We start from the raw sequence: 24,717 nt of genomic DNA on the forward strand, positions 1-24,717 counted from the left end.
TGATGTCCCGGAAGTCGTGCTCCTCGAAGAGCGACGCCTCCCACAGGGCCGACTCGACCAGGGCCTCGGGCGTCGCCTTGCCGTACTTCTGCAGCAGACGCCGGTCCAGCGAACCCGCGTTGACGCCGATCCGGATCGGCGTGCCGTGGTCCTTGGCCGCCCGCGCGATCTCCTTGACCTTGTCGTCGAACTGCTTGATGTTGCCGGGGTTCACACGGACCGCCGCACAGCCCGCCTCGATCGCCGCGAAGACGTACTTCGGCTGGAAGTGGATGTCCGCGATCACCGGGATCTGCGACTTGCGGGCGATCGTCGAGAGCGCGTCCGCGTCGTCCTGCGTCGGACAGGCCACCCGCACGATCTGGCAGCCGGACGCCGTGAGCTCGGCGATCTGCTGGAGAGTGGCACCGATGTCCGACGTACGCGTCGTCGTCATCGACTGGACCGACACCGGGGCCCCGCCCCCGACCGCCACCGGACCGACCTGGATCTGCCGCGACACACGCCGCTCGGCGATCGGCCGGACCGGTACCTCGGGGACGCCCAAGGAGATGGCGGTCATGCTGTCACTCCCGGTTCCCGGAGACCGTCTCGCGCATGGCGCGCAGCGACTCCTTGAGCGAGCCCATGGTGGCGAGGACGGCGGTCGGCTCGTAGCCGCAGTGCGCCATGCAGTTGGCGCAGCGCGGGTCCTTGCCGCGGCCGTACTTGTCCCAGTCGGTCTCCTCGATCAGCTCCCGGTAGGTGGGGACGTACCCGTCGCTCATCAGGTAGCAGGGGCGCTGCCAGCCGAACAGCGAGTAGTTCGGGATCGCCCACGCGGTGCACGGGAAGTCGACCTTGCCCTCCAGGAAGTCCAGGAAGAGCGGGGAGTGGTTGAGCCGCCACTTGCGCCGGTTGCCACCCGCGAAGGCCTTCTTGAACAGTTCGCGGGTCTGCTCGACGCCGAGGAAGTGCTCCTGGTCCGGGGCCTTCTCGTAGGCGTAGGCGGGCGAGATCATCATCTCGTCGACCTTGAGGTCGTCGTTGAGGTAGTTGAGGACCTCGATGATCGTCTGCGGGGTGTCGGTGTTGAAGAAGGTGGAGTTGGTGGTGACCCGGAAGCCGCGGCTCTTGGCCTCCTTGATGGCCTCCACCGCCTCGTCGAACACGCCCTCCTTCGCCACGGACTCGTCGTGGCGCTCGCGCAGGCCGTCGATGTGCACGGCGAACGCGAAGTACGGCGAGGGCGTGAACTTGTCCATCTTCTTGCGCAGCAGCATGGCGTTGGTGCACAGGAAGACGTATTTCCGCTTGGCCACCAACTGCCGCACGATCTCGTCGATCTGAGGGTGCATCAGGGGCTCGCCGCCGGCGATGGACACCATCGGCGCACCGGATTCGAGCACCGCCCCCACGGCCTGCGCGACGGGCATGCGCTGCTTCAGCACTCCGGCCGGGTGCTGGATCTTGCCGCAGCCCTCACACTTGAGGTTGCAGGCGAAGAGCGGTTCCAGCTCTACGATGAGCGGAAACTTGTCCCGCCTGCGGAGCTTCTGTTCGGCCAAGTAAGTAGCGACCTTGATGGACTGACGCAGCGGCATGGCCATCTGGCTCACCTCCTGGGGAGCAGCAAAGAACGGTGCCATTCGAAGAAAGCGGGCAGGACGGAACGAAGGACGCGGAAAGCAGATATTCCACCGCGCAACGTGCCGATCCGGACGAGTTCATGTTCTGGAGCGTCCACGACCACCCGGACGGCCGCAACCGGGCGCTCGCCCGTGCGTACGGCGCTCAGGAGCGTGGCCGCCGACTCCATGTCGACCGCGATTGCGCCGGTCGAGAGCAGGTCGGACCGTTCCTGACCGCGGATGACGTGATCGGAGCCGGTGAGTGGTCCGGTGTGGACGGTGCGGCCGGGGACGGCGCGCACCAGCTCTTTGACGAGTAGGTCGGTCCCCACGCACGGAATGGTTCCCGCCGGATCCCGGGTTTCCTCGGCGACGACCAGATCGCCGGGGTGCATCCCGGGAGCGAGCCCCGCACAGAAGCCCGTGGCGAGCACGGCGGCCCCGCTGAGGGCCGGATCGGCCAGCATTCGGGTGACGGAGCGTTCGGCCGCCCGGGGCCCCATGCCCGTACGGAGCACGGTGACCGGCCCGCCCGCCCCGCCGCGCTCGCCCGTGCGCAGGGCGAACTGCTCGATGCCGAGCGCGCAGGCGATCAGCAGCGGGGCCGGGGCGGACTGCGGGCTCATCAGCTCCCCTTGGCCTCGGCGAGCGGTTTCCCGGCCGCGGTGGGCTTCCCGGGCCGGTCGGCGAAGGGCTCTCCGTGGACGTACCGGCCGAGCGCGGTGAGCGGGAAGACCTGCCGGTAGAGGTGGTAGTTGATCGAGAAGTCCCAGGGGAACCCGGTGCCGGTGAAGTACGGCTCGTCCCAGGAGCCGTCCTCCAGCTGGGTGGCCGCGAGCCACTCGATGCCGCGCTCGACGGCCTTGGCGTCCTGCTCCCCCGCCGCCAGCAGGGCCATCAGCGCCCACGCGGTCTGCGAGGCGGTCGAGGCGCCCTTGCCGCTCCACTCCTTGACGTACTTGTAGGAGCGCAGGTCCTCGCCCCAGCCGCCGTCGTCGTTCTGGACGGACTCCAGCCAGGTCACGGCGCGGCGGATCGCCGGGTGCGAGCCCGGGAAGCCGGCGGCCACCAGGGCCGGTACGACCGATCCGGTGCCGTAGACGTAGTTCACTCCCCAGCGCCCGAACCATGAGCCATCCGGCTCCTGCTCGGCGAGCAGCCACTGGATGCCGCGCCGGGTGCGCGGGTCGTGGGCGAGGCCCTCGACGGCGAGCATCTCTACGACGTGCGCGGTGACGTCCGCCGACGGCGGGTCGATCACCTCACCGAAGTCGCAGAACGGCAGCCGGTTGGGGAACGGGCTGGTGTTGTCGACGTCGAACGCGCCCCACGCCCCGTTTCTCGACTGCATCCCAAGGTTCCAGCGCACCCCGCGGCCGATCGCCCGCTCCGCCCGCTCCGGGTCGTGGTGCCTGACCCGGCGCAGCGCGAGGACCACCTCGGCGGTGTCGTCGATGTCCGGGTAGTTGTCGTTGTGGAACTCGAACGCCCAGCCGCCGGGGGGCAGTTGGGGACGCTTCACGGCCCAGTCCCCGGGGCGGACGATCTCCTCGCCCAGCATCCAGTCCGCGGCCTTGACGAGCTGCGGATGGTCGGCCGGCACGCCCGCGTCGACGAGCGCGATGGTCGCCAGGCAGGTGTCCCAGACCGGCGACTGGCAGGCCTCGATCATCCGCGCCCCGTCCGCGCGCCAGACGGCGAAGCGGTCCAGCGACGCCAACCCCTCACGCATCACGGGGTGTTCGAGGTCGTAGCCGAGCAGGCGCAGGGCGATGATCGAGTACACCGCCGGCGGCTGGATGCCGCCCCAGCAGCCGTCGTTCTCCTGCCGCTCGATGATCCAGCGGGCGGCGCTGTTCATGGCGGCTCTGCGCAGCCTGCGCGGGGCGACCTTGCGCAGCTGGTGCAGCGCCTTGTCGAGCCGCTGGAAGGCTCCGTCCCAACTGGCCGCCGGAGCGAGGGGCTTGGCCGGGTCGGGGTTCGCCGGGTCCGTGTGGAGTTCGTCGAGCGGGAAGGGCGCGGGGCGTACCGGGCGCTTCGCGGAGACGATCGTCAGCGGGACGATGGTCTGCCGGGCCCAGCAGCCGAAGTCGTAGATGTTGAGCGGGAACCACTTGGGGAAGTAGATGAGCTCCGGCGGGAGTTCGGGCAGGTCCTCCCACTTCCACCAGCCGAACAGGGCCAGCCAGATCCGGGTGAAGACCCGGGAGGCGGCGATGCCGCCCTGCTCACGGATCCAGGCGGAGGCCCGGGCCATGTGCGGGGCGTCCGGCGGGTCGCCGGCCAGGCGGAGGGCGACGTACGCCTCGATGGTCGTGGAGAGTTCGCCGGGCGCGCCGTAGAAGGTGCCCCAGGTGCCGTCCTCGCGCTGCTCGCCGCGGATGAAGAGCGCGGCGGCCTGCGTGGTCTTCTCGTCGCGGATGCCCAGGAACTGACGGAGCAGCAGATCCTCGGCGTCCATCGTGACGTTCGTCTCGAGGTCGCCCTTCCACCAGCCCTGGGCGTCCTGCTTCGCCAGCAGGAAGTCGGTGGCGCGCTGGACCGCGTGTACGGCGGCTTCGTGCACCCCGGCCGCCACGGGGTTCTCGGTGTCGGTGTCGCTGGCCGCGGCTGCCCGGGGTGGCAGTGCCCCGGTGCTTCCGTCGGTCGTCGCTGTCATGGCTTCCCCTTCGTGCAGTGCTCCTGGTAGTGCGTCTGCTGCGGGTCCGCCGTCGGCCGGTGCGCTTGTTCCAGCGACACCGGCCGGCGACTACGCGAGGGCTATTCGACCGATACTGATCATCTCTTTTCGCCCGGTGGTGATCATCTCTTTCGTACGACGACGAAGTCGGCGAGTGCCGTGAACCGCGCCCGCACCTGCTCGGGCATGTCGACGGCGTCGAGGGCCCCGACGGCGATGGTGTGCTGACGGCGTGCCTCGTCGGCGGTCCACTCGCGGCCGCCGGCCTCCTCGATGAGGGCGGCGCGGGCGGCGAACTCCTCCTCGGAGAAGTTCTCGAAGTCGCTGCTCTTGGCGTCGGCGGCGAGGATCTCGCCGAGCCGCTCGGAGGCGGGGCCGCCCGCGGCGAGCGCGGCCACGACCGGCAGGGACTTCTTACGCTGGCGCAGGTCGCTCCAGGTCTGCTTGCCGGTGGAGACCGGGTCGCCCCAGATGCCGAGGAGGTCGTCGACGGCCTGGAAGGCGAGGCCCAGGTGGTAGCCGTACTTCTCCAGGGTGTCGGCGGTGCGGTCGTCGGCGCCGCCGAGCACCGCGCCGATGGAGCTGGCGCAGGCGAGCAGGGCGCCGGTCTTGTTGCCCTCCATCTCCAGGCACTCCTCGACGCTGACGCGATCGCGGTGCTCGTAGGAGATGTCCTGCGCCTGACCGTCGATCAGGGCACGGGTGGCGGTGGTCAGGCGGCGGGTGGCGCGGCCGGCCTCGACGGTGCCGAGCTCCAGCAGGACCTCGTTGGCCAGGGCGAACAGGGCGTCACCGACGAGGATGGCCTGGGCGGGGCCGTGCACCTTCCAGACGGTGTCACGGTGGCGGCGCTGTTCGTCGCCGTCCATCAGGTCGTCGTGCAGGAGCGAGAAGTTGTGGACCAGCTCGACGGCGACCGCGCCGGGGATGCCGACCTCGGGCGCGGCGCCGGTGACCTCGGCGGAGAGCACCGCGAGGGCGGGGCGCACGGCCTTGCCGCCGTCGCCGGCCGTGGGGTTGCCGTCGGCGTCGATCCAGCCGAAGTGGTAGGCGGAAACGGTGTCCATGGGAGCGGCCAGGCGGTCGATCGCCGCCCGCAGTACCGGTGTGGCCAGGGTCCGACCGCGCTCCAGGAGCGCGGTCACGTCCACCGCGGTCTCTGAAACGGCCTTCGAGGCCGGGGGCACAGTGGGCACAGTCTCTCCTCTTGTTGCGGTACCGGGGGTGCGGGGGCCTGCCGCCGTGTGCCGGTTGAGCATCACGCCGCCTCCTCGACGTCGAAGAGATGGCTGGGGCGGGGCCGGCCCAGGGCACTCAGCGCGGCGTCGGCCGCACTCACGCCACTGCGGACCGCACTCTCCATGGTCGCGGGCCACCCTGTGGCGGTCCACGCACCGGCCAAGTAGAGGCCGGGGACTTTGGTACGGGCGCCGGGCCGCAGCCGTCCGACGCCGGGGGTGGGAGCGAACGTCGCTGTGCGCTCCCTGGTCACGAAGAAGTCCTTCACTTCCGCGCCGCGCGCCCTGGGCAACAGCCGCTCCAGCTCGGGCAGATACCGTTCGCGCAGCTCGGCGACGGGTTCGTCGATCTCGTCCCGCGCGGCCGACTGGGACAGGGCGAGGTACTGGCCGTCCCGCAGCCCGGAGGCGTCGGTCCGGTCGAAGACCCACTGCACGGGGGTGCCGAGGGCCGCGAAGAACGGCCTGCTGAGCACCTTGCGGTCGTAGACGACATGGACGTTGAGGATCGGCGCGGTACCGATCTCGAGGAGCTGCTCCGGGGCGTCCAGGGCGCCGTCGGGCAGCAGGTCGTACGCCTCGCGCTGGGCGACGGCGAGCACGACCGTGTCCGCCGGGAGCGTCTCGCCGGGAACCTGAACGCGTAGGCGTCCGTTCTCGTCATTAGAGATGGAGGTGACGCGTGTACGGACCTCGATACGAACGCCCGCCGAGTCGAGCGCCTTGCGGGCCAGCCGGTCATGCAGATCGCCCAGCGGGACGTGCGCCCAGCCGATGTCGGCCGCGCCCGGGTCGGACAGCAGACCGGTCTTGAACACCATCGCGGCGAGCCCCAGCGAGGCGTCGCCCGCGACCGCGTTGAGAGTGGCGACCCCGACCAGGTCCCACAGGGCCTCGACGGCACGCGCCGACTGACCGTGCGCGGCCAGCCAACTGCCGAAGTCCTGCGTGTCCAGGGTCGGATCGGCGAGGTCGAGCCCCTTGAGCGCGAGCGCGGCCCGCCCTACGCCCGCGCGTTCGGCGAGGGAAAGGTGCGGATACGTCGCCAGGCTCCGGCCCAGGTGCAGGGGTACGGGCAGGGCGTCGCGCCGCAGCCTGCCGAGCCGCCGCCCCTCGGGCCGCGCGACGTCGAGTACGGGCACGTCGAGACGATCCTGCAGCGGCGCCAGCGCCGTCCCCTCGATGCGGTCGAGGAACCAGCGGTAGGCGGTGCAGCAGCGCAGGTACACGTGCTGTCCGTTGTCGATGGTGAGGTCGCCGCGCTGGAAGGAGAAGGCCAGGCCACCGAGCCTCGGCCTGCCCTCGATCAGGGTGACGCGCACTCCGGCGTCGGCGAGCGCGAGCGCGGCGGTGATGCCGGCGAGCCCGCCGCCGATCACGACGGCGTCCCTCCCGGAGCGTCCGGAGATGTCCGCGAGCGCCCCTTCGGGCCGCATGCCGTCGGTCATCGTGCACCCTCCCCTGCGCGACCACCGTGCTGGTGCTTGAACGGTGCACGGCCGGTCGTCTCAGTCAGGGACGCGACACGGCAGCGGAGGGTTGCCCACCACTTTTCTCCGGCGGCATCACCTTGGACCGGAATGTCCATCAGGCGCGCCTCCTGACGGTACGACGGCTCACATACCGGGTGTCCAGACCGCTCAGGCCACGCACGGCGACGTACGCCTTCTCACGTCCGGGCAGGGAGACCCGGCCGCGCAGCACGGCCTCCGGGTGGCGCTCGATGCGGTCCAGGAGGCGGCGGTAGATGCCGGCCATGGCGGCGACACAGGCGCCGCTGCGCCGGTCGAGCATGGGGAGCAGCCGGTAGCCCTCGGCGAAAAGGGCGCGGGCCCTACGCACTTCGAAGTGCACGAGGCCCGCGAAGTCGGAGCCCTCCGGTGGTGTCGGCCCGCTGAAGCCGGCCGAGCAGCCGAATTTGGCGAGGTCGTCGGAGGGCAGATAGGTGCGCCCGCCCTCGGCGTCCTCACGGACGTCCCGCAGGATGTTGGTGAGTTGCAGCGCGAGCCCGAGCGTGTCGGCATACTCGGGCGCGCGCTCGGCGCCGCGCGCCCCCGGTTCCGTGCCGAACACACCGAGCGAGAGGCGCCCGATGGCACCCGCGACACAACGGCAGTAGACCTTCAGGTCGTCCCAGGTCTCGTAGGTCTCGCCGCGCACGTCCATCAGGACACCGTCGATGAGCTCGTCCAGTCCGCCGAGCGGGATCGGGAAGGTGTCGGCGGCGTGGGCGAGAGCCACGGCCACGGGGTCGATGTCGTCCTCGTCGACCGCCCGGTCGCGGACCCGGGTCAGCAGCTCCCGGGTGTCCTCGAGCCTGGCGGCCTTGACCTCGCCGGTCAGCGCGCCGTCGCCGATGTCGTCGACGCGGCGCGAGAACGCGTACAGCGCCGACATCGCGCGACGCTTGGACGTGGGCAGCAGTCGGATGCCGTAGGCGAAGTTTCGGGCCTGCTGTCCGGTGACGGCCTCGCAGTAGCTGTAGGCGGCGAGTACCGGTGCGGACACGTGTGGTGCAGACTCCACGGTCCGAATCACCCCTCTCCTCGCAGAGTCACGCCCACCTCACGCAGCAACTGGAGCTTGCTGGCCTTGGGCGGGCCGGGAAGTACGTCGTATTCGGCGGCGGCGATCGCGTGGATTGCCGCCCTTCCCCCCGCCACGAAACCCGCGAGCAGCAGCTTGAGCCTGCCGTGGACGCTACCCACCAGAGGGGTGCCTTCATTCAGGAGGTTCTGGGCACGTTCGGCTTCGTATGCAACCAGCGCGCGCACCGATGCGCCCGCGGTTCTCACCGCCAGGTCGGTTTCCTGGACGTGAAAGTGCTTCATGTCCGCGGCGGGCAGATAGATCCGGTCACGGCCGAGGTCCTCGGCGACGTCCTGAAGGTGCTCGACGATCTGGAGCGCCGTGCACACGGCGTCGGAGCGGCGGATCCGCTCGGGCGTCTCCGTGCCCGTGACGGCGAGGACGAGACGGCCGACGGGATTGGCGGACAGTTCGCAGTAGGCAAGGAGGTCGTCGTAGGTCTCGTAGCGCCCCACGAGCTGGTCCTGGCGGTTGGCGGCGATCAGACCGAGGAAGGGCTCGGGGATCAGCGAGCGACGGCGGACGGTCGACTGGAGGCGACAGAGCAGCGGGTGACGCGGGGTGCCGTCGAAGACGCGGCGCAGATCGGCCTCGAAGGCGTCGAGGAGGACCAGGCGGTCCTCGGCGTCCGCGGCCGACACACCGAGCAGCCGGGCGTCGGCGCCGCCGGGGGCGAGATCGCCGTCACCGATGTCGTCGACGAGGCGGGCGAAGCCGTAGACGGCCATGAGGTCGGCGCGCCAGGCCCTGGGCAGGAAGAACGGCGCCACGGGGAAGTTCTCCGTGGCGGCCTTGTCGAGCGTGCCGCGCTCCGGATCACCCGCGCGCCCGCCTGGTCCCGTCACCGTTGACTGCCTGGGGCGGGGACGGCACAGACAGCTGCGTTGACCTGGGGAGTTTCCGTAGCCATTGCCGTCACATCTCCCGTTCTACACCGCTGACCCAATGCATACTATTTCGGACACGCCGCCCGGCTGTCCGCACCGTGGCCCTGCGGGAGGGTGTCGTTCCTTATCGCCCCACTTGCCGCGTTTCGGTACCGGTACAGCTTACGTTGTACAACGGGGCCGGGCCTGTGGGGGTGTCCTGCACATCACAACAACGCACCGATTGGCGCCAAGATTCCTAAGGCCAGCCGGAGTTGACGTTTCCTTTGCAGACGCGGGGCCCCGCCGGGGCAGTTCCGGCGGGGCCCGGTCAAGCGAGCTGGGCCGTACGGCCCATGTCCGGGTGGACTACTTGCCCGTGAACTTCTCGTACTCCTTGAGGACCTCGTCCGTCGGTCCGTCCATCCGCAGCTCGCCGCGTTCCAGCCACAGGACGCGGTTGCAGGTGTCGCGGATCGACTTGTTGTTGTGACTGACGAGAAACACGGTGCCGGCTTCCTTGCGCAGCTCGCGGATGCGTTCCTCGGAGCGCTTCTGGAACTTGCGGTCGCCGGTGGCCAGCGCCTCGTCGATCATCAGGACGTCGTGGTCCTTGGCCGCGGCGATGGAGAAGCGCAGCCTGGCCGCCATACCGGACGAGTAGGTGCGCATCGGCAGCGTGATGAAGTCGCCCTTCTCGTTGATGCCGGAGAAGTCGACGATCTGCTGGTACCGCTCCTTGATCTCCTCGCGGGACATGCCCATGGCGAGCCCGCCCAATATGACGTTGCGCTCGCCGGTCAGGTCGTTCATCAGCGCCGCGTTCACGCCGAGCAGCGAGGGCTGGCCGTCGGTGTAGACCCTGCCCTTCTCCGCCGGGAGCAGGCCGGCGATGGCGCGCAGCAAGGTGGACTTGCCGGAGCCGTTGGAGCCGATCAGGCCGATGGCCTCGCCGCGGTAGGCGACGAAGGAGACGCCGCGGACGGCGTGCACCTTGCGTACGCCCCGCGCCGCATCGTCGGAGCCGCGCTTCAGGATGCGGCTGAGGGCGGCGGTGGCGCTGCCCTTGCCGGCCTTGGCGCCGTTGACGCGGTAGACGATGTGCAGTTCGTCCGCGATGACGGTGGGGATGTGCGCGTCGTTGTTCTGGTCAGCCACGGCCGTACCTCTCCTCCGCCTTCCAGAAGTACACGAAGCCGCCCACGGCGAACAGCACGGCCCAGCCGAGCGCGGCCGCCCAGACGTGGTCGGGCAGGTTCGAGGAGCCGTAGCCGTCGATGAGGGCGAAGCGCATCAGATCCATGTAGATCGCGGCCGGGTTCCACTGCAGGACGGTGGAGATCCACTCCGGCTTGCCCTCCAGCATGATCGGGATGGAGAACATCACGCCGGACGCGTACATCCACGTACGCATCACGAACGGCATCAGCTGCGCCAGGTCCGGGGTCGCGGCGCCGGCGCGGGCCATGATCAGCGCCAGGCCGGTGTTGAACAGGAACTGGAGCGCCAGTACCGGGAGGATCAGCAGCCAGCTCAGCTTCGGGAAGCTGCCGAAGCCGATCGCGACGGCGAACAGCACGATCATCGAGAACAGCAGCTGCTGGAGCTGCTGGAGCGCGAAGGAGATGGGCAGCGAGGCGCGCGGGAAGTGCAGGGCCCGCACCAGGCCGAGGTTGCCGGAGACCGCGCGTACGCCCGCCATCACCGAGCTCTGGGTGAAGGTGAAGACGAAGACGCCCGTGACCAGGAACGGGATGTACACCTCGCGGGCCATGCCGCGGTCGGCCTGGAGGATCAGGCCGAAGATGAAGAAGTACACGGCCGCGTTGAGCAGCGGGGTGGCCACCTGCCAGAGCTGGCCGAGCTTCGCCTGGCTGTACTGGGCGGTCAGCTTCGCCCGCGAGAACGCGAGGATGAAGTGCCGCCGGGCCCGGAGCTGGCGGATGTACTCGAACAGCGAGGGGCGGGCGCCGCTCACGGACAGCCCGTACTTGGCGGCGAGCTGGGCCGCCGTGAGTCCCTCGTCGGGCGACGGAGGTGCGCTCACCGCAACACCGCCGTCGTGCGTTGTCTCACTCACCAGTTGAAACTTTCGTCTTCGAGATGCGCAGCCTGTGCGGGCATGGCATGAACCAGGGGCCGGTGGGCCCGGTCGCTCTCAGGGTCGAGCTTGTCAGATGACGGGAGGTCGGCCCAGTCGAGTCAGCCGCCACACCGTACGCCACTTCATGGGAGTGCGGGGACCGCACGGAGTGGTCCAGCCTTCCCTGAATCCGCCGAACCATGCCCGCAGCGCGGGGCGGGAGGGGCGGCGGAGGAGGGTGAGCAGCAGCCAGACGCCCAGATAGACCGGGACGAGGGGGGCGGGGAGGTTGCGGCGGGCCAGCCAGACGCGGTTGCGGGCGACCATGCGGTGGTAGACCGCGTGCCGCGAGGGCGCGGTCGTCGGGTGGAACAGCACCATGTCGGACCGGTAGTCGATCATCCAGCCCGCGTCGAGGGCCCGCCATGCCAGGTCGGTTTCCTCATGGGCGTAGAAGAACTCGTCCGGCAGAGCGCCGACTTCGGCGAAGACCTGGGTACGGACGGCGTTGGCGCCGCCGAGGAAGGTGGTGACCCGGGAGGAGCGCATCGGGTCGGAGGCCCGCAGCCGCGGGACGTGCCGGCGCTGGGTGACGCCGGTGTCCGGGTCGGCGATGCGGAAGCTGACGATGCCGAGCTTCTGGTCGGCCGCGAAGGCCTCGCGGCACAGCTCGGCGGTGTCCTGGTGGGCGAGGAGGCCGTCGTCGTCGAGGAAGAGCATTATGTCGACCTCGCGGCCACTGGGGCCGAAGGCCTCGATGCCGACGTTGCGGCCACCGGGGATGCCGAGGTTCTCGGGCAGCTCGATGGTGCGGACGCCTTCGGGGACGTCCGGGACCGGGGAGCCGTTGCCGACCACGACGACCTCGACCGGGTCGCCGTCCTGCTTGGCGACCGAGTCGAGGAGGGCGCGCAGCTCGTCGGGGCGGTTGCCCATGGTGATGATGACCGCGCCGACCTTCATGCCGCTCACTTCAGCCTGCTCGAAGCGAGGATGGACACGAGGTGCAGCACGGTCTGGAGCAGCGCGATGCCGGCCAGCACCGCGACGCCGAGCCGGGAGAAGAACAGGTCACCGCGGACCTGGTCGACGATCGCCAGGACCAGGATCAGCAGGGACGCCTCGATGCCGAGGATCAGCCGGTGGAACTTGAGCGCGGCCGCGGCACGACGGGCCAGCGCCATCCCGGAGGAACGCATCTCGGACGCGGCCTCCTTGACCGGCGCCAGGCCCTGCTGATGGCGGGCGACACCGACGAGGTCGGTCTCGGCCTTGATCAGGATCGCGCCGAGCGCGGCCAGGGTACCGAGGAACGCCCACAGCCAGTCGATACGGCCGCTGCCCCACAGGTCGGCGGCGCGCAGGCCGAAGCCGACGAGCACGGCGGCGTCGGTGAGGTAGGCACCGACGCGGTCCAGGTAGACGCCGCCCAGCGAGTACTGCTTCCGCCAGCGTGCGATCTCGCCGTCGACGCAGTCCAGCAGCAGGTACAGCTGGACCATGACCACGCCGAGCACCGCCCCCGGGATCCCCGGCACCAGGAGTGCCGGGGCCGCGAGGACACCACATACGGTCATCAGGTACGTGAGCTGGTTGGGCGTGACCCTGGTGTTCACCAGGTAGCGGTCGACCCGCAGGGACACCTCTCGCATGTAGAGGCGTCCCATCCAGTGCTCACCGCTGCGCCGGTCCTTCACCCCCGCGGGGTGAACGACGGGGCGGAGTTCAGCTACCGATGGCCTTGACATAGTCGGCGTAGATGTCCTTGATCTGGTCGGTTGTCAGGTCGAGGTGTTCGAGGATCGTGTAACGGCCGGGCCGGGTCTGCGGAGCGAACTCGACGACGCGGACGAACTCGTCGTCCGTGAAGCCGATCTCCTCCGGCAGCACCGGCAGCCCGTGCCGGCGCAGCACCTCGGCCATGTAGGCCGACTCCTCGTGGGCTCCGCGCAGGTACATCGCGAAGGCCGCACCCAGTCCGCACTGCTCGCCGTGGGCGGCGGCACGCTTGGGGAACAGCAGGTCGAAGGCGTGGTTGATCTCGTGGCACGCGCCGGAGGAGGGGCGGGAGTCGCCCGACACCGACATGGCGATACCGCTGAGCACCAGCGCCTCGGCCAGCACCTGGAGGAAGTCGGTGTCGCCGATGCCGCCCGGGTGCCGCAGCACCGCCTCGCCGGCCTGCCGGGCGATGGCCGCGGCGAGGCCGTCGATCTTCTCGCCCTTGACGCGGTTGGCCAGCTCCCAGTCGGCGATGGCGGAGATGTTGGAGACGGCGTCGCCGATGCCCGCGCGCACGAACCGCACCGGGGCGTCGCGGATGACGTCCAGGTCGATGACGACCGCGATCGGGTTCGGCACGCCGTACGACCCACGCCCGGCGTCGTTGTCGAGGGTGGCGACCGGCGAGCACAGTCCGTCGTGCGCGAGGTTCGTCGGTACGGCGACCAGGGGGAGGCCGACGCGTGCCGCAGCGAACTTGGCGCAGTCGATGATCTTGCCGCCGCCCAGCCCGACCACGGCGTCGTAGTGGCCGGCCTTTATGTCACTGGCCAGCTGCACCGCGTCGTCGAGGGTGCCGCCGGCGACCTCGTACCAGCTGGCGCCGGGCAGCGCCGGAGCGAGCCGCTCCTTCAGCCGGGCACCGGAACCGCCGCTGACCGCGACGGCCAGCTTGCCGGAGTGCGAGATGCGCTCGTCGGCGAGCACACAGGCCAGGTCGTCGAGGGCACCCGGGCGGATGTCGACGACGACCGGCGAGGGGATCAGCCGGGTCAGTACTGGCATGCGATCTCCCGTCCACGGGCGAGATCGTCGTGGTTGTCGATCTCCACCCACTTGACGTCGCCGATCGGCGCCACGTCGATACGGAAGCCGCGGTTCACGAGCTCCTGGTAGCCGTGCTCGTAGAACTGCTGCGGGTCGGTCTCCCACACGGTCTTGAGCGCGTCCGCCAGCTCGGGTGCCGCGTCCCCCTCGATGAGGGTGACACCGATGTACTCGCCGGTGGCCTCGGCGGGGTCCATCAGCTTGGTGATCTTCGTCATGCCCTTCTCGGGGTCGACGACGACCTTCATCTCCTCGTCGGCCAGGTCCTTGACCGTGTCCAGGGCGAGGATGATCTTCTTGCCGTCGCCGCGGGCGGCGAGCAGCGTCTTCTCGACGGAGACCGGGTGCACGGTGTCGCCGTTGGCGAGGATCACGCCGTCCTTGAGGGCGTCACGGCCGCACCACAGGGAGTAGGCGTTGTTCCACTCCTCGGCCTTGTCGTTGTCGATGAGGGTGAGCTTGAGGCCGTACTTCTGCTCAAGGGCTTCCTTGCGCGCGTACACGGCTTCCTTGCGGTAGCCGACGATGATCGCGACCTCGGTCAGGCCGATCTCGGCGAAGTTGCCGAGGGTCAGGTCGAGAACCGTGGGTTCGCCCTCTATGCCCGCGGGCCCCACCGGCACCAGAGCCTTGGGAAGGCTGTCGGTGTAGGGGCGCAGACGCCGTCCGGCGCCGGCCGCCAGCACGAGGCCGATCATGCGGGTTCTCCTTCATCGTGTACGGCGGGTGCCCCTGCGGACACCCAGAAGCGGATGCTCTCGACGAGCACCACCAGGGCCACGGCCACGGCGAGGACCGTGAGCGCGACCGTGAACTGCGATGCGGTGAGCGCGGCGGCCAGGACGGCGACGAGCAGCGTCCGCCCTTCGTGCCCCCCGATGGCCCGCACCAGCCAGGCCGGGGACGCGCCGGCGTTGCCGCGGATGCGGTACACCGTGTCGTAGTGATGGTAGGCGACCGCGGCCACCAGCCCGAAAGCCGCAGGAAGGGCTCCGTTCACGTCGGCTTTGGCTGCCAGGACCAGGACGGTGCAGTACTCGGCGGCGCGGAAGAACGGGGGGATCAACCAGTCGAGGGCGCCCTTGAGGGGGTGCGAGACGGCTTCGGCGGACAGTAGGACGTAGAGCCCCGCTACCAGGACGACCTGCCAGGCTGGACCCCAGAGCCAGGCCGCCAGCACCACGGCGACCGCGCCGGCGGCGGCGCTGAGGGGTGCCGTCCTGCGGACCGGGCCCGGCAGGAAGCGCACGATCAGTTCGGTCAGCGGCCCGCTGTCCGCCAGGTCCGCCAGCGCCTGCGCGGCCCTGTCCGTCCGCTTGGCCTTGCGGGTCAGCGACCGCAGCACACGGCCCGCCGTGGTGTACGTCGCCGCGAAGGCGCAGCCGATAAGCAGCGCGTAGAAGGTGATCCGAGGAGTCGTGGCCGCCGTGAGGACGGCGATCATCGCCCAGCGCTCGCCGATCGGCAGCACGATCATCCGGCGGATCCACACCGTCCAGCCGACGCTGTCGAGCCTGCCGGAAAGCGCGGCCGTGGGGCTGGTGTTGGCGGTGGCGTCGTGGTTCGCCTCGTTGAAGGAGAAGTCGACGACGTGCCGACAGGTCTGCAGGATCATCGCGCCGAGCGCCAGCGCCCATACGTCGTCACCGCCACGGGCGGCTCCCAGGGCGAGGCCCGCGTAGTAGGCGTACTCCTTGGCCCGGTCGAAGGTGGCGTCGAGCCAGGCGCCGAGCGTGGAGTACTGCAGGGAGTAGCGGGCGATCTGGCCGTCGACGCAGTCCAGGACGAAGGACGCGATCAGCAGGACGCCCGCCGCGACGAAACCGCCGCGGGTGCCGGTGGCAGCGCAGCCCGCCGCGATCAGTGCGGTGAGCAGGGAGGCGGTGGTGACCTGGTTCGGGGTCAGGCCCCGGCGGGCGCACCAGCGGGCGATGTAGCGGGAGTAGGGGCTGATGAAGTGCGTCGTGAAGAAGCCGTCACGGGACTTCACGGCCGACTTCAGGCGTACGGCCTCGTCGTCGACGGCGGCCACGGCCTGCCGTGCCTCGTTGCGGGCCTGCGGGTCGGCCGGGACGGCGGCGACCAGGCTGCCGAGTTCGACGCGGTGGATGTCGGTGCCGTCGTCGGCGAGGGCGGTGACGATACGGTCGGCGAGGCTGTCGACGGCGAGCGCCGTACCGCCGCCCGCGGAGTTCTCGCGGGCCATCGCACGGGTCAGGGCCTGGCGACCGGCCGACTGTGCCGTCACGGCGCCCGGGATGGCGGCGATCGGGAAGCGGGGGTCGGTGAGACCGAGGCGCAGCGCGTGCAGGTGGCCGACGAAGCGGGCGTCGACGAGTGCGACGCGCTGGTCGCTGGGAACCTGGGCGAGGAGCGTCTCGGCGTCGGACGGGTCGGCGGCGACCCGCACGTCGTAGCCGAGGGACCGCAGATCGCCCTCGATCGACGATCCGGGGACCGGCTGACCGGTGAGGATGGCGGTCGACAACCGAACTCACTCCCTGGGTGCCGGCGTGTCCGCGCCGGTCGTGTACATGGGTGGCGGCGCCCGTTGGCGGTGGCGGCCGGGCGGCGTGTCGGCGAAGGCTATCGGATGATTGGAAGCCACCGTTCACCGGCCGTTTGGCGGAGCGATCAACGTGGTTTGCCCAGAGCTTTGCCGCGATCATCATCGGGGATTCCCGGTCCCGCCCACAAACTCGCGCCGACAGACCGGGGCATCGGGGACATTGCAAACGCCGCAGATGCCTCGGCATAGGGTGGGCAACCATGACATGGCTGATCACAGGCGGAGCCGGCTACATCGGGGCACATGTGGCGCGGGCCATGACCGACGCCGGGGAGCGGGTCCTCGTACTGGACGATCTCTCGGCCGGGTTTCCCGCGCGGCTGCCGGCGGACGTCCCGCTCGTCGAGGGCTCGGCGCTCGACGGTGACCTGCTGAAGCGGGTGTTCGCCGAGCACGCGGTGACCGGTGTGGTGCATCTCGCCGCGCGCAAGCAGGTGGGTGAGTCGGTGGCGCAGCCGACGCGCTACTACCGGGAGAACGTGGGCGGGCTCGCCACGCTCCTGGAGGCGGTCGCCGAGGCCGGGATCAAGCGGTTCCTGTTCTCGTCGTCCGCCGCCGTCTACGGCAACCCGGATGTGGATCTCATCACGGAGGACACTCCGTGCGCGCCGGTGAACCCGTACGGCGAGACCAAGCTCACCGGGGAGTGGCTGGTGCGGGCGGCGGGCCGGGCGCACGGCATTTCGACCGTGTGCCTGCGCTACTTCAATGTGGCGGGCGCCGCCGCGCCCGAGCTGGCGGACACGGGCGTCTTCAACATCGTGCCCATGGTCTTCGACCGGCTCACCCGCGACGAGGCCCCGCGGATCTTCGGCGACGACTATCCGACATCGGACGGCACCTGCATCCGCGACTACATCCATGTCGCGGACCTGGCGGAGGCGCACCTGGCGGCGGCGCGGCGACTGAACGCGGAGGACGCGAGCGGCGATCTGACGGTCAACATCGGTCGGGGCGAGGGCGTCTCCGTCCGGGAGCTGATCACGGTCATCGGTGAGATCACCGGCGACCGGCGCCCCGCCGTCGTAGAGGCCCGACGTCCCGGGGACGCCCCGCGCGCGGTCGCCTCGGCCGCGCTGGCCGCCGAGGCGCTCGGCTGGACGGCTCGGCGCGGGGTGCGCGAGATGGTCGAGTCGGCGTGGCAAGGGTGGCTGCTGCACCACGGCGGCCGATCGAGCGGCTGATCACACGACCGGCGTCGACTTCTGTGCAACGCCCTGACCTGCGTATCGTTTCCGCAGGTCAGGGCACATGACAACGGTGTTCAGTGCCGCGTTGCCCGATACCCCCCACCCGTAGTTCACTGTGATCCCGGACGGAAATTCCGATCGTCGGACGGACCGCGGAAGGGTGGCTTTTCTCATGGGGGCTGGGCACGATCACGGGCACACGCACTCGCACGCGCCGACGAGCGGTACGGCGGCTGCCGCGTACCGCGGGAGACTGCGCGTGGCGCTGTCGATCACGCTCGGCGTCATGGTCGTCGAGATCGTCGGCGGTGTGATGGCGGACTCGCTCGCCCTGATCGCGGACGCCGCGCACATGGCGACGGACGCGCTGGGCCTGGGCATGGCGCTGCTCGCCATCCACTTCGCGAACCGCCCGCCGAGCACCAAGCGCACCTTCGGATTCGCCCGCGCGGAGATCCTCGCCGCGCTCGCCAACTGTCTGCTCCTGCTCGGCGTCGGCGGCTATGTCCTGTACGAGGCGATCCAGCGGTTCTTCACGCCGGCGGACACCGAGGGCGGCCTGATGATCGTGTTCGGCGCGATCGGCCTGGTCGCGAACATGATCTCGCTGTCGCTGCTGATGCGCGGCCAGAAGGAGAGCCTGAACGTGCGCGGCGCCTTCCTGGAGGTGGCCGCGGACGCGCTGGGGTCGCTCGCGGTGCTGATCTCGGCGGCGGTGATCCTGGCCACCGGCTGGCAGGCCGCCGACCCGATCGCCTCGCTGGTCATCGGCCTGATGATCGTGCCGCGCACCTTCAAGCTGCTGCGCGAGACCCTCGACGTGCTGCTGGAGTCGGCTCCCAAGGACGTCGACATGGCGGAGGTGCGGTCCCACATCCTCGCCCTGGACGGTGTCGAGGACGTCCACGACCTGCATGCCTGGACGATCACGTCCGGTATGCCGGTGCTGTCGGCCCATGTGGTGGTGCGCTCCGACGTCCTGAACGCGATCGGCCACGAGAAGATGCTGCACGAGCTCCAGGGATGCCTGGGCCACCACTTCGACGTGGAGCACTGCACCTTCCAACTGGAGCCGGTCGGGCACGCCCAGCACGAGGCACGGCTCTGTCACTGAAACAACCGTACGACCCGCGCTGAAACAACCGTACGGTCCGATAAAACGCCAGTACGGGCGGAATGCAGCGATCCGGTGGTCGGTTGCGTCCTCATGCTCACAGCGCCCCCGCCGACGGTTCCGTTCCCGCCGCGCCGGGCACGATCAACTGCCGGGAGTGCCGGATTCGTACGGCACACTTGGGGCGCGAAGACCGAAGCGAAGGATGGGTATGCCGATCACACCTGCGACCGCGACGCACAGTCCGTCGAACGGCGCCGCAGACGCGATTTTGCTGGAACTGGTCGACGAGAACGGTGTGACGATCGGCACCGCGGAGAAGCTCGCCGCCCATCAACCGCCGGGGCAACTGCACCGCGCCTTCTCCGTCTTCCTCTTCGACGAGCACGGTCGGCTGCTGCTCCAGCAGCGGGCGCTGGGCAAGTACCACTCCCCCGGTGTGTGGTCCAACACCTGCTGCGGTCACCCCTACCCCGGCGAGGCACCCTTCGCGGCGGCGGCCCGGCGGACGTACGAGGAGCTCGGCGTCTCCCCGTCGCTGCTCGCCGAGGCGGGCACCGTCCGCTACAACCACCCGGACCCGGAGTCGGGCCTGGTGGAGCAGGAGTACAACCACCTCTTCGTCGGCATGGTGCAGTCCCCGCTGCGGCCGGACCCGGAGGAGGTCGGCGAGACGGCCTTCGTGACGTCGGCCGAGCTGACGGAACGCCACGCGAAGGACACCTTCTCGTCCTGGTTCATGACGGTGCTCGACGCGGCCCGCCCCGCGATCAGGGAACTGACGGGTCCGTCGGCCGGCTGGTGACGCGCGGAGGTCCGTTCCGCCGGACCCGCCCTAGGGCACGTGCACGGGCTTGAGCGGTACGGCGGCCCAGATCACCTTGCCCCCGCTCGCCGTGTGCTCGACGTCGCACACACCGCCCGCCTCCCGTGTGACCTCGCGCACGAGAAGCAGACCACGGCCTCCGGTCTGGCCGTGGTCCGCCTCCAGGGCAGTCGGTCGGTAGGGGTGGTTGTCCTCCACGGACACCCGTAGCCACTCGGCGCCGACGGCGACCTCCACGGCGAGCATCGGCGACAGCAGCGCCGCGTGCCGGACGGCGTTCGTGACCAGTTCCGACACGATCAGTAGCAGCCCCTGGACCAGGTCGTCGGAGACCGGCACGCCCTGCCGGTACAGCAGGTCCCGCACGGCGTGCCGCGCCTGCGGGACCGAGGCCTCGACGGCGGGGGCGGTGAACCGCCAGACGCCTTCGTACGGCAGTGGATTCGGCGGCTGCTGACCGAGGGACTCGTCCGCGCCGCCTGCTGGGCGTGGACAGGACCCGCGCCCGAGGTTCTCCATTGTCCGGTCGCCACCCTCGCGCTCGATTGTCACCACACGTCGAGTGTTGGTAACGCGCAGGTCCGGACCGTAGAACTGAACAGAAGTCAGCAGGTATCGAGCGATTCTGACCGTTGGCGTATGACACGGTCAGTTGTGGGACCGGTCCTGTCGCGGTCGTGCCGACTTGGCGAACTATTCGGGTTGTACGGGTTTGGCGGCGTCCTTCGCCGCGACCATGCCGACGATCCGGCGACCACCGTAGCCGGTGGCGATCAGGCCGAGCCCGTCGAAGAGCAGGGCAAGGGAGAAGAGCGTACCGATGACGTACCTGCTGCTGGGCCAGGAGCTGAGCACCAGGATGCCGAGGAACAGGTCGAACGCGCCCTGCAGCAGGGTCCAGCCGAACTGCGGACCGCGCACCACCCAGACTGCCGACCAGCCGGAACAGCCCGCCGGTGAGGAACAGCAGGGCGGCGAACATGGCCAGCGCCTCGGCCGCCGCCTCCGGTCTGCGGATCACCACCACACCCGCCGCGATGTTCAGTGCGGCGACGACCACACCGAGCCAGAAGAAGTTGGTGCCGCGCGCCTGGACCGCGTGCAGCAGGCCGACGACGCCGCCGATCAGCAGCAGCCAGCCGAACAGCAGCATCGAGGTCAGCGTGGCGAAGGCGGTGTAGAGCAGGCCGATCACTCCCCCGACGACCAGCAGCACACCGAGGGCGGCGAGCCAGCTGAAGCCGCGCTGGAGTTTCGCCGCCTCACCCGTGGGTTTGCCGGACCTGGCCATCAGCGTCTCCTCGACCGATACCCACCTTTACCCTTTACCCTTTATCCCACTTTGCGCCTTCTGCCGTGATCATCGGCCGGGCCCTTCTTGATCGGCCGTTCGGCGCAAGCGGATAGCATCCGCCGCATGGAGCCCCAGCTGCTGCACGGCGTCACCGACTCGGTCGCCACCGTCGTCATCCACCATCCGGCCAAGCGCAACGCCATGACGGCCGCGATGTGGCGGGCACTGCCCCCGCTGCTCAGCACGCTGGCCGCCGATCCGGCCGTACGGACGCTGGTGCTGACCGGTGAGGGCGGGACGTTCTGCGCGGGCGCCGACATCTCCACGCTCCAGGGGTCCGCCAAGGAGGCGCAGGACCTCGCCGTGGCGGCGGAGGAGGCGCTGGCCGCCTTCCCGAAGCCCACGCTGGCGGCGGTCCGGGGTCACTGTGTCGGCGGCGGGTCGCAGCTCGCGGCGGCGTGTGATCTGCGGTTCGCCGAGGCGGGGTCGCTGTTCGGGGTGACGCCGGCGAAGCTCGGGATCGTGTACCCGGCTTCCTCCACCCGGCGGTTGGTGTCGGTGGTGGGACCGGCCACGGCCAAGTACCTGTTGTTCTCGGGCGAGTTGATCGGCGCCGAGCGGGCGTTGCGCACGGGCCTGGTGGACGAGGTCCTGCCCGAGGGCGAACTCGGCAAGCGGGTCGCGGAGTTCACCCGGATCCTGGTGTCACGCTCCCAGCTGACCCAGGCCGCGGCGAAGGAGTTCGCGAACGGGCGCACCGACCGCGACGGGCACTGGGCGGAGCAGGCACGCGGAAGCGGCGACACCGCGGAGGGCGTCGCCGCGTTCCTGGAGCGCAGGCAGCCGCGCTTCACCTGGAACGTTCCTACGTCAGACTGAAGCGGCTGTTCGTGCGGAACTCCTCGACGAGGTGCGCGGGCGCCTTCTGCGGGGAGCCCGCGTCGTAGGGCGGCTGCGGGTCGTATTCGATCAACAGCTGTACGGCCTGGGCGTGTTCGTCTCCGGCGATCTTCCCGACCAGGGTCAGGCCCATGTCGATGCCGGCGGAGACGCCGGCCGCGGTGATGTACTTCCCGTCGGGCACCACTCGCTCGCCCGTGGGCTCGGCGCCGTACTGCGGCAGGAAGTCCAGGGTGAGCCAGTGGGAGGTGGCCCGGCGGCCCTCCAGGAGCCCCGCGGCGGCGAGGAGCAGCGAGCCGCTGCAGACGGAGGTCGTCCAGGTGCTGGTGGCGTCGGCGGTCCTGAGCCACTCGAGGAAGGTCTCGTTCTCGATCTCGGCGGGGGTGCCGGACCCGCCGGGCACCACCACGACGTCCGGGTGCGGCACATCGGCCAGCGCCTTGTCCGCCGTGAGGGCGACGAATCCCGTGTCGGTACGCACGGGGCCTGCCTGCGCGGCGACGAAGTCGACGCGCGCGTCCGGGATACGGCTCAAGGCCTCGTAAGGCCCCACGATGTCGAGGGCTGTGAAGCGGTCGTACAGGACCATCGCGATCTGCATGGACTGTCCCTTTCTGCTGGGGATCTGCTGGGTTCCGCTGGGGTTCCGCCCGGTTTTTGCCGGGCTCACCGGACTGCGCTCGTCGGGCTCACTGGACGGCCACGGGGCGGAACCGGCGGCGGTACTCGACCGGGGCCGTCCCGAGGCTCTTGACGAAGGCGCGGCGCATGGCCTCGGGGGTTCCGTAGCCGCAGGCGCGGGAGATCTCCTCTACGCCGTCGCCCGTGTCCTCCAGGAGGCGGCGGGCGTGTTCGAGGCGGACCCGGTCGACGTACCGGCCGGGGGTCATACCGGTCTCGTTCTGGAAGGCGCGGGCGAAGTGCCGAGGGGAGAGGCTCGCGCGGGCGGCCAGCGCCTGGACCGTCAGGTCGGCGTCGGGGTGCTCGGTGATCCAACGCTGGACGTCCCTCAGGGGCTCTCGCTGGGCGGTCTGGGCGGCGAGCTGGGCGCTGAACTGGGCCTGGTTTCCGGGGCGGCGCAGGAAGACGACCAGGTGGCGGGCGATTCCGAGGGCGACGTCCCGGCCCAGGTCCTCCTCGACCAGGGCGAGGGCGAGGTCGATGCCCGAGGTCACGCCGGCGGAGGTGGCGACATACCCGTCGCGTACGTAGATCGGGTCCGGGTCGACCTCGACGGCCGGGTGGTCGCGGGCGAGCTTGTCGCAGTACGCCCAGTGGGTCGTGGCGCGGCGGCCGTCCAGCAGGCCAGCCGCGGCGAGCAGGATGGCGCCGGTGCAGACGGAGACCAGGCGCTCTGCGCGGGGGCCGTGGTCGCGCAGCCAGTCGGTCAGGTCGGGTTGCGGGCGGCGGGTGCCCTTGCCTCCCGGGACGACCAGGGTGTGCGGGTCGGGGGCGTCGGCGAGGGCATGGTCCGGTTCGACGGTCAGGCCGCCGGACGTGCGGACGGGAGCGCCGTCCAGGGAGGCCGTGCGGATGCGGTACGTGCCCGGCATGTGCGTCTCGGCCCCCGCGAAGACCTCCAACGGCCCGGTGACATCGAGGCTCTGCACGTCGTCGAAGAGTACGAAGAGAACGGTTCGCTGCGCCATGGCACCGATTCTTCGCGGGCCGTTCCAGTGGCCGCAATGACGAGTCCCCCACCTTTTCTGCCACGCTCACGCGCATGTGTCAGGGGCGTGCGCCGGGGCGTGCCGGACGTACCAAGCGGTTGGTAAGGTCCGGGCCATGACTACTGCCGCCCTCGAACCCCGTGCCGGCCGACGCTGCCACAACGTGCTGAACACCCTGCACGCGACGTCCTACTTCGCCCCGGAGCTGGGTACGGAACTCGCCGCTCTCGGTATCACGCACCCCAGGGCCGTCAACTTCGCGGTGCGGGCTGCCGCGCTGGGGCCGGTCGGGGCGGGTGCCGTGACGGCGACGTTCTACAACTACAAGCACGACCTGGTCGCCCGGCACATCCCCGCGGTCTGGGCGATCGCCTCGCCCGAGGACGTGCTGGCGGCACGCGCGCGTGCCGTCGACGCGACGCTGCGGCGGCTGCTCGGCGAGGAGGCGTTGGCCTCCCCGGAGATGGCGGAGGCGGCACGGCTCGCGCTCCGGGCCGCCGAGGCCTGTTCCCGCAGCGCCCGGCCCCTGTACTCGGCACACGCGGATCTGCCGGTCCCCGAGGTGGCGCACCTGGCCTACTTCCACGCCACCACGCTGCTGCGTGAGCACCGGGGTGACGGTCATCTCGCCGTGCTGATGTCGGCGGGGCTCGACGGTCTGGAGGCGGTGGTGACCCATACCGCGACCGGTAAGGGCATGACGCCGAAGTGGGTGTGCGGGACGCGTGGGTGGACGCGGGAGGACTGGGACGCGGCGTGTGGGCGGCTGCGTGAGCGGGGGATTCTGGACGGTGCGGGCGAGTTGACGCCGGAGGGGGTCGCCCTGCGCGAGGAGATCGAGTCCGAGACGGATCGGTTGGACCGGGCGCCGTATGAGCACCTCGGGGTGGAGGGGGTCGGGCGGCTGACGGAGCTCGGTGCGGGGTTCGCGCGGGCGGCGGCGGGGGCGGGGGCGTTTCCGGGGGATCTGATCGGTAAGGGGTGAGGTCGGCGGGGGCGCTCGGCGGTGTGTGCCGGGGGTGGCGCCCTTGCTTTTCTCGCCCCCGCCGCCCCTACCCGTCCCATCCTCCAGGGGCTCTGCCCCTTCGACCCCGGGCGCCCCTGCTGGGGGCTCCGCCCCCAGACCCCCGTTTCGGCCCTGAAGGGGCCTCGTCCTCAAACGCCGGACGGGCTGAGAGGCACGGGCCGGCGCCTAGAAGTGACGGGTGCCCGCGGGTGAGTGGGGGTTGAGGGCGGAACCCCCACGGGTGGGTGGGGGA

General features: G+C 70.4%; 24 protein-coding genes and 1 pseudogene. 5 read left to right on the forward strand and 20 right to left on the reverse strand.

Annotated elements, in window-relative coordinates:
- The 16 genes from BLU79_RS35845 to BLU79_RS35915 all read right to left on the reverse strand — a co-directional run.
- Positions 1-562, reverse strand: a 562-nt coding sequence (locus BLU79_RS35845; RefSeq protein WP_177001311.1) for a flavodoxin-dependent (E)-4-hydroxy-3-methylbut-2-enyl-diphosphate synthase, incomplete at its 3' end; no start/stop codon positions are given.
- A 4-nt stretch (positions 563-566) separates the two neighbouring features.
- Positions 567-1,589 carry an adenosyl-hopene transferase HpnH gene (gene hpnH / locus BLU79_RS35850; RefSeq protein WP_093910174.1) on the reverse strand — a complete coding sequence of 341 codons (1,023 nt, stop codon included), beginning with the start codon at positions 1,587-1,589 and terminating at the stop codon, positions 567-569.
- Between the two features lie 5 nt (positions 1,590-1,594).
- Positions 1,595-2,236 (reverse strand): 5'-methylthioadenosine/S-adenosylhomocysteine nucleosidase family protein, encoded by a 642-nt coding sequence (locus BLU79_RS35855; RefSeq protein ID WP_093910175.1) that lies wholly within the window; start codon positions 2,234-2,236, stop codon positions 1,595-1,597.
- Positions 2,236-4,269, reverse strand: a complete 2,034-nt coding sequence (shc, locus tag BLU79_RS35860; RefSeq protein ID WP_093910176.1) for a squalene--hopene cyclase — start codon at positions 4,267-4,269, stop codon at positions 2,236-2,238. Before shc ends, BLU79_RS35855 begins: the two co-directional genes overlap by 1 nt.
- 143 nt (positions 4,270-4,412) lie before the next feature.
- The gene (locus BLU79_RS35865) at positions 4,413-5,549 is read right to left on the reverse strand and encodes a polyprenyl synthetase family protein (protein ID WP_093910177.1); all 1,137 of its coding nucleotides are present in this window, start codon (positions 5,547-5,549) and stop codon (positions 4,413-4,415) included.
- Positions 5,549-6,976 carry a hydroxysqualene dehydroxylase HpnE gene (gene hpnE / locus BLU79_RS35870; protein WP_093910178.1) on the reverse strand — a complete coding sequence of 476 codons (1,428 nt, stop codon included), beginning with the start codon at positions 6,974-6,976 and terminating at the stop codon, positions 5,549-5,551. The genes BLU79_RS35865 and hpnE overlap by 1 nt, the downstream gene beginning before the upstream one ends.
- The gene (locus BLU79_RS49410) at positions 6,973-7,116 is read right to left on the reverse strand and encodes a DUF6380 family protein (RefSeq protein WP_256333586.1); all 144 of its coding nucleotides are present in this window, start codon (positions 7,114-7,116) and stop codon (positions 6,973-6,975) included. The genes hpnE and BLU79_RS49410 overlap by 4 nt, the downstream gene beginning before the upstream one ends.
- Positions 7,116-8,066: a presqualene diphosphate synthase HpnD gene (gene hpnD, locus BLU79_RS35875; RefSeq protein WP_093910179.1), complete on the reverse strand. Its 951-nt coding sequence runs from the start codon at positions 8,064-8,066 to the stop codon at positions 7,116-7,118. Before hpnD ends, BLU79_RS49410 begins: the two co-directional genes overlap by 1 nt.
- Positions 8,063-8,962, reverse strand: a complete 900-nt coding sequence (gene hpnC, locus BLU79_RS35880; protein ID WP_093910180.1) for a squalene synthase HpnC — start codon at positions 8,960-8,962, stop codon at positions 8,063-8,065. The genes hpnD and hpnC overlap by 4 nt, the downstream gene beginning before the upstream one ends.
- Before the next feature lie 390 nt (positions 8,963-9,352).
- A complete protein-coding gene (locus BLU79_RS35885; RefSeq protein WP_177001312.1) occupies positions 9,353-10,141 on the reverse strand; it encodes an ABC transporter ATP-binding protein in 789 nt (262 codons plus the stop codon).
- Positions 10,134-11,063, reverse strand: coding sequence for an ABC transporter permease (locus BLU79_RS35890; RefSeq protein ID WP_093910181.1), 930 nt, complete (start codon positions 11,061-11,063; stop codon positions 10,134-10,136). The genes BLU79_RS35885 and BLU79_RS35890 overlap by 8 nt, the downstream gene beginning before the upstream one ends.
- A gap of 93 nt (positions 11,064-11,156) precedes the next feature.
- The gene (locus BLU79_RS35895) at positions 11,157-12,029 is read right to left on the reverse strand and encodes a glycosyltransferase family 2 protein (protein ID WP_093910182.1); all 873 of its coding nucleotides are present in this window, start codon (positions 12,027-12,029) and stop codon (positions 11,157-11,159) included.
- A gap of 5 nt (positions 12,030-12,034) precedes the next feature.
- Entirely contained in the window at positions 12,035-12,814 is a 780-nt protein-coding gene (locus BLU79_RS35900; protein ID WP_093910183.1) for a CDP-alcohol phosphatidyltransferase family protein, read from the reverse strand.
- The gene (locus tag BLU79_RS35905) at positions 12,792-13,853 is read right to left on the reverse strand and encodes an iron-containing alcohol dehydrogenase family protein (RefSeq protein ID WP_093910184.1); all 1,062 of its coding nucleotides are present in this window, start codon (positions 13,851-13,853) and stop codon (positions 12,792-12,794) included. Before BLU79_RS35905 ends, BLU79_RS35900 begins: the two co-directional genes overlap by 23 nt.
- Positions 13,841-14,593: a phosphocholine cytidylyltransferase family protein gene (locus BLU79_RS35910; RefSeq protein WP_093910185.1), complete on the reverse strand. Its 753-nt coding sequence runs from the start codon at positions 14,591-14,593 to the stop codon at positions 13,841-13,843. Before BLU79_RS35910 ends, BLU79_RS35905 begins: the two co-directional genes overlap by 13 nt.
- Entirely contained in the window at positions 14,590-16,383 is a 1,794-nt protein-coding gene (locus BLU79_RS35915; RefSeq protein WP_093910186.1) for a DUF5941 domain-containing protein, read from the reverse strand. Before BLU79_RS35915 ends, BLU79_RS35910 begins: the two co-directional genes overlap by 4 nt.
- 281 nt (positions 16,384-16,664) lie before the next feature.
- On the opposite strand from BLU79_RS35915, the gene galE reads away from it, so the two are divergent.
- The 3 genes from galE (at position 16,665) to idi (ending at position 19,573) form a co-directional block, all read left to right on the forward strand.
- Complete coding sequence (gene galE, locus BLU79_RS35920; protein WP_093910187.1) at positions 16,665-17,648, forward strand: UDP-glucose 4-epimerase GalE; 984 nt, start codon at positions 16,665-16,667, stop codon at positions 17,646-17,648.
- Positions 17,649-17,826: 178 nt separating this feature from the next.
- A complete protein-coding gene (locus BLU79_RS35925) occupies positions 17,827-18,768 on the forward strand; it encodes a cation diffusion facilitator family transporter (protein WP_093910188.1) in 942 nt (313 codons plus the stop codon).
- A 211-nt stretch (positions 18,769-18,979) separates the two neighbouring features.
- Complete coding sequence (gene idi, locus BLU79_RS35930; protein WP_093910189.1) at positions 18,980-19,573, forward strand: isopentenyl-diphosphate Delta-isomerase; 594 nt, start codon at positions 18,980-18,982, stop codon at positions 19,571-19,573.
- 30 nt (positions 19,574-19,603) lie between these two features.
- Here idi and BLU79_RS35935 read toward each other — a convergent pair whose 3' ends face one another.
- Positions 19,604-20,113 (reverse strand): ATP-binding protein, encoded by a 510-nt coding sequence (locus tag BLU79_RS35935; RefSeq protein WP_093910190.1) that lies wholly within the window; start codon positions 20,111-20,113, stop codon positions 19,604-19,606.
- 174 nt (positions 20,114-20,287) lie between these two features.
- A pseudogene (locus BLU79_RS35940) lies at positions 20,288-20,885 on the reverse strand (HdeD family acid-resistance protein).
- A gap of 126 nt (positions 20,886-21,011) precedes the next feature.
- On the opposite strand from BLU79_RS35940, the gene BLU79_RS35945 reads away from it, so the two are divergent.
- Positions 21,012-21,767: an enoyl-CoA hydratase/isomerase family protein gene (locus BLU79_RS35945; protein ID WP_093910191.1), complete on the forward strand. Its 756-nt coding sequence runs from the start codon at positions 21,012-21,014 to the stop codon at positions 21,765-21,767.
- On the opposite strand, the gene BLU79_RS35950 is transcribed toward BLU79_RS35945, so the two are convergent.
- Positions 21,754-22,389, reverse strand: coding sequence for a DJ-1/PfpI family protein (locus BLU79_RS35950; protein ID WP_093910192.1), 636 nt, complete (start codon positions 22,387-22,389; stop codon positions 21,754-21,756). The two genes, BLU79_RS35945 and BLU79_RS35950, sit on opposite strands and share 14 nt — an antisense overlap.
- Before the next feature lie 88 nt (positions 22,390-22,477).
- Positions 22,478-23,437 carry a GlxA family transcriptional regulator gene (locus BLU79_RS35955; RefSeq protein WP_093910193.1) on the reverse strand — a complete coding sequence of 320 codons (960 nt, stop codon included), beginning with the start codon at positions 23,435-23,437 and terminating at the stop codon, positions 22,478-22,480.
- A 136-nt stretch (positions 23,438-23,573) separates the two neighbouring features.
- Here BLU79_RS35955 and BLU79_RS35960 point away from each other — a divergent pair, with 136 nt between their 5' ends.
- Complete coding sequence (locus BLU79_RS35960; protein WP_093910194.1) at positions 23,574-24,443, forward strand: SCO6745 family protein; 870 nt, start codon at positions 23,574-23,576, stop codon at positions 24,441-24,443.
- Positions 24,444-24,717 lie beyond the last annotated feature (274 nt).

The sequence above is a fragment of the Streptomyces sp. cf386 genome, from assembly GCF_900103585.1.
GTDB lineage: Bacteria > Actinomycetota > Actinomycetes > Streptomycetales > Streptomycetaceae > Streptomyces.

Excerpts from the sequence above, each read along its gene's own strand:
- galE (WP_093910187.1), top strand. The coding sequence starts at position 16,665 with ATGACATGGCTGATCACAGGCGGAGCCGGCTACATCGGGGCACATGTG.
- hpnH (WP_093910174.1), bottom strand. The coding sequence starts at position 1,589 with ATGGCCATGCCGCTGCGTCAGTCCATCAAGGTCGCTACTTACTTGGCC.
- shc (WP_093910176.1), bottom strand. The coding sequence starts at position 4,269 with ATGACAGCGACGACCGACGGAAGCACCGGGGCACTGCCACCCCGGGCA.
- BLU79_RS35900 (WP_093910183.1), bottom strand. The coding sequence starts at position 12,814 with ATGTCAAGGCCATCGGTAGCTGAACTCCGCCCCGTCGTTCACCCCGCG.
- BLU79_RS35935 (WP_093910190.1), bottom strand. The coding sequence starts at position 20,113 with ATGGAGAACCTCGGGCGCGGGTCCTGTCCACGCCCAGCAGGCGGCGCG.
- BLU79_RS35925 (WP_093910188.1), top strand. The coding sequence starts at position 17,827 with ATGGGGGCTGGGCACGATCACGGGCACACGCACTCGCACGCGCCGACG.
- BLU79_RS35865 (WP_093910177.1), bottom strand. The coding sequence starts at position 5,549 with ATGCTCAACCGGCACACGGCGGCAGGCCCCCGCACCCCCGGTACCGCA.
- idi (WP_093910189.1), top strand. The coding sequence starts at position 18,980 with ATGCCGATCACACCTGCGACCGCGACGCACAGTCCGTCGAACGGCGCC.
- BLU79_RS35950 (WP_093910192.1), bottom strand. The coding sequence starts at position 22,389 with ATGCAGATCGCGATGGTCCTGTACGACCGCTTCACAGCCCTCGACATC.
- BLU79_RS35905 (WP_093910184.1), bottom strand. The coding sequence starts at position 13,853 with ATGCCAGTACTGACCCGGCTGATCCCCTCGCCGGTCGTCGTCGACATC.
- BLU79_RS35910 (WP_093910185.1), bottom strand. The coding sequence starts at position 14,593 with ATGATCGGCCTCGTGCTGGCGGCCGGCGCCGGACGGCGTCTGCGCCCC.
- BLU79_RS35945 (WP_093910191.1), top strand. The coding sequence starts at position 21,012 with ATGGAGCCCCAGCTGCTGCACGGCGTCACCGACTCGGTCGCCACCGTC.
- hpnE (WP_093910178.1), bottom strand. The coding sequence starts at position 6,976 with ATGACCGACGGCATGCGGCCCGAAGGGGCGCTCGCGGACATCTCCGGA.
- BLU79_RS49410 (WP_256333586.1), bottom strand. The coding sequence starts at position 7,116 with ATGGACATTCCGGTCCAAGGTGATGCCGCCGGAGAAAAGTGGTGGGCA.
- BLU79_RS35895 (WP_093910182.1), bottom strand. The coding sequence starts at position 12,029 with ATGAAGGTCGGCGCGGTCATCATCACCATGGGCAACCGCCCCGACGAG.
- BLU79_RS35855 (WP_093910175.1), bottom strand. The coding sequence starts at position 2,236 with ATGAGCCCGCAGTCCGCCCCGGCCCCGCTGCTGATCGCCTGCGCGCTC.
- BLU79_RS35960 (WP_093910194.1), top strand. The coding sequence starts at position 23,574 with ATGACTACTGCCGCCCTCGAACCCCGTGCCGGCCGACGCTGCCACAAC.
- BLU79_RS35955 (WP_093910193.1), bottom strand. The coding sequence starts at position 23,437 with ATGGCGCAGCGAACCGTTCTCTTCGTACTCTTCGACGACGTGCAGAGC.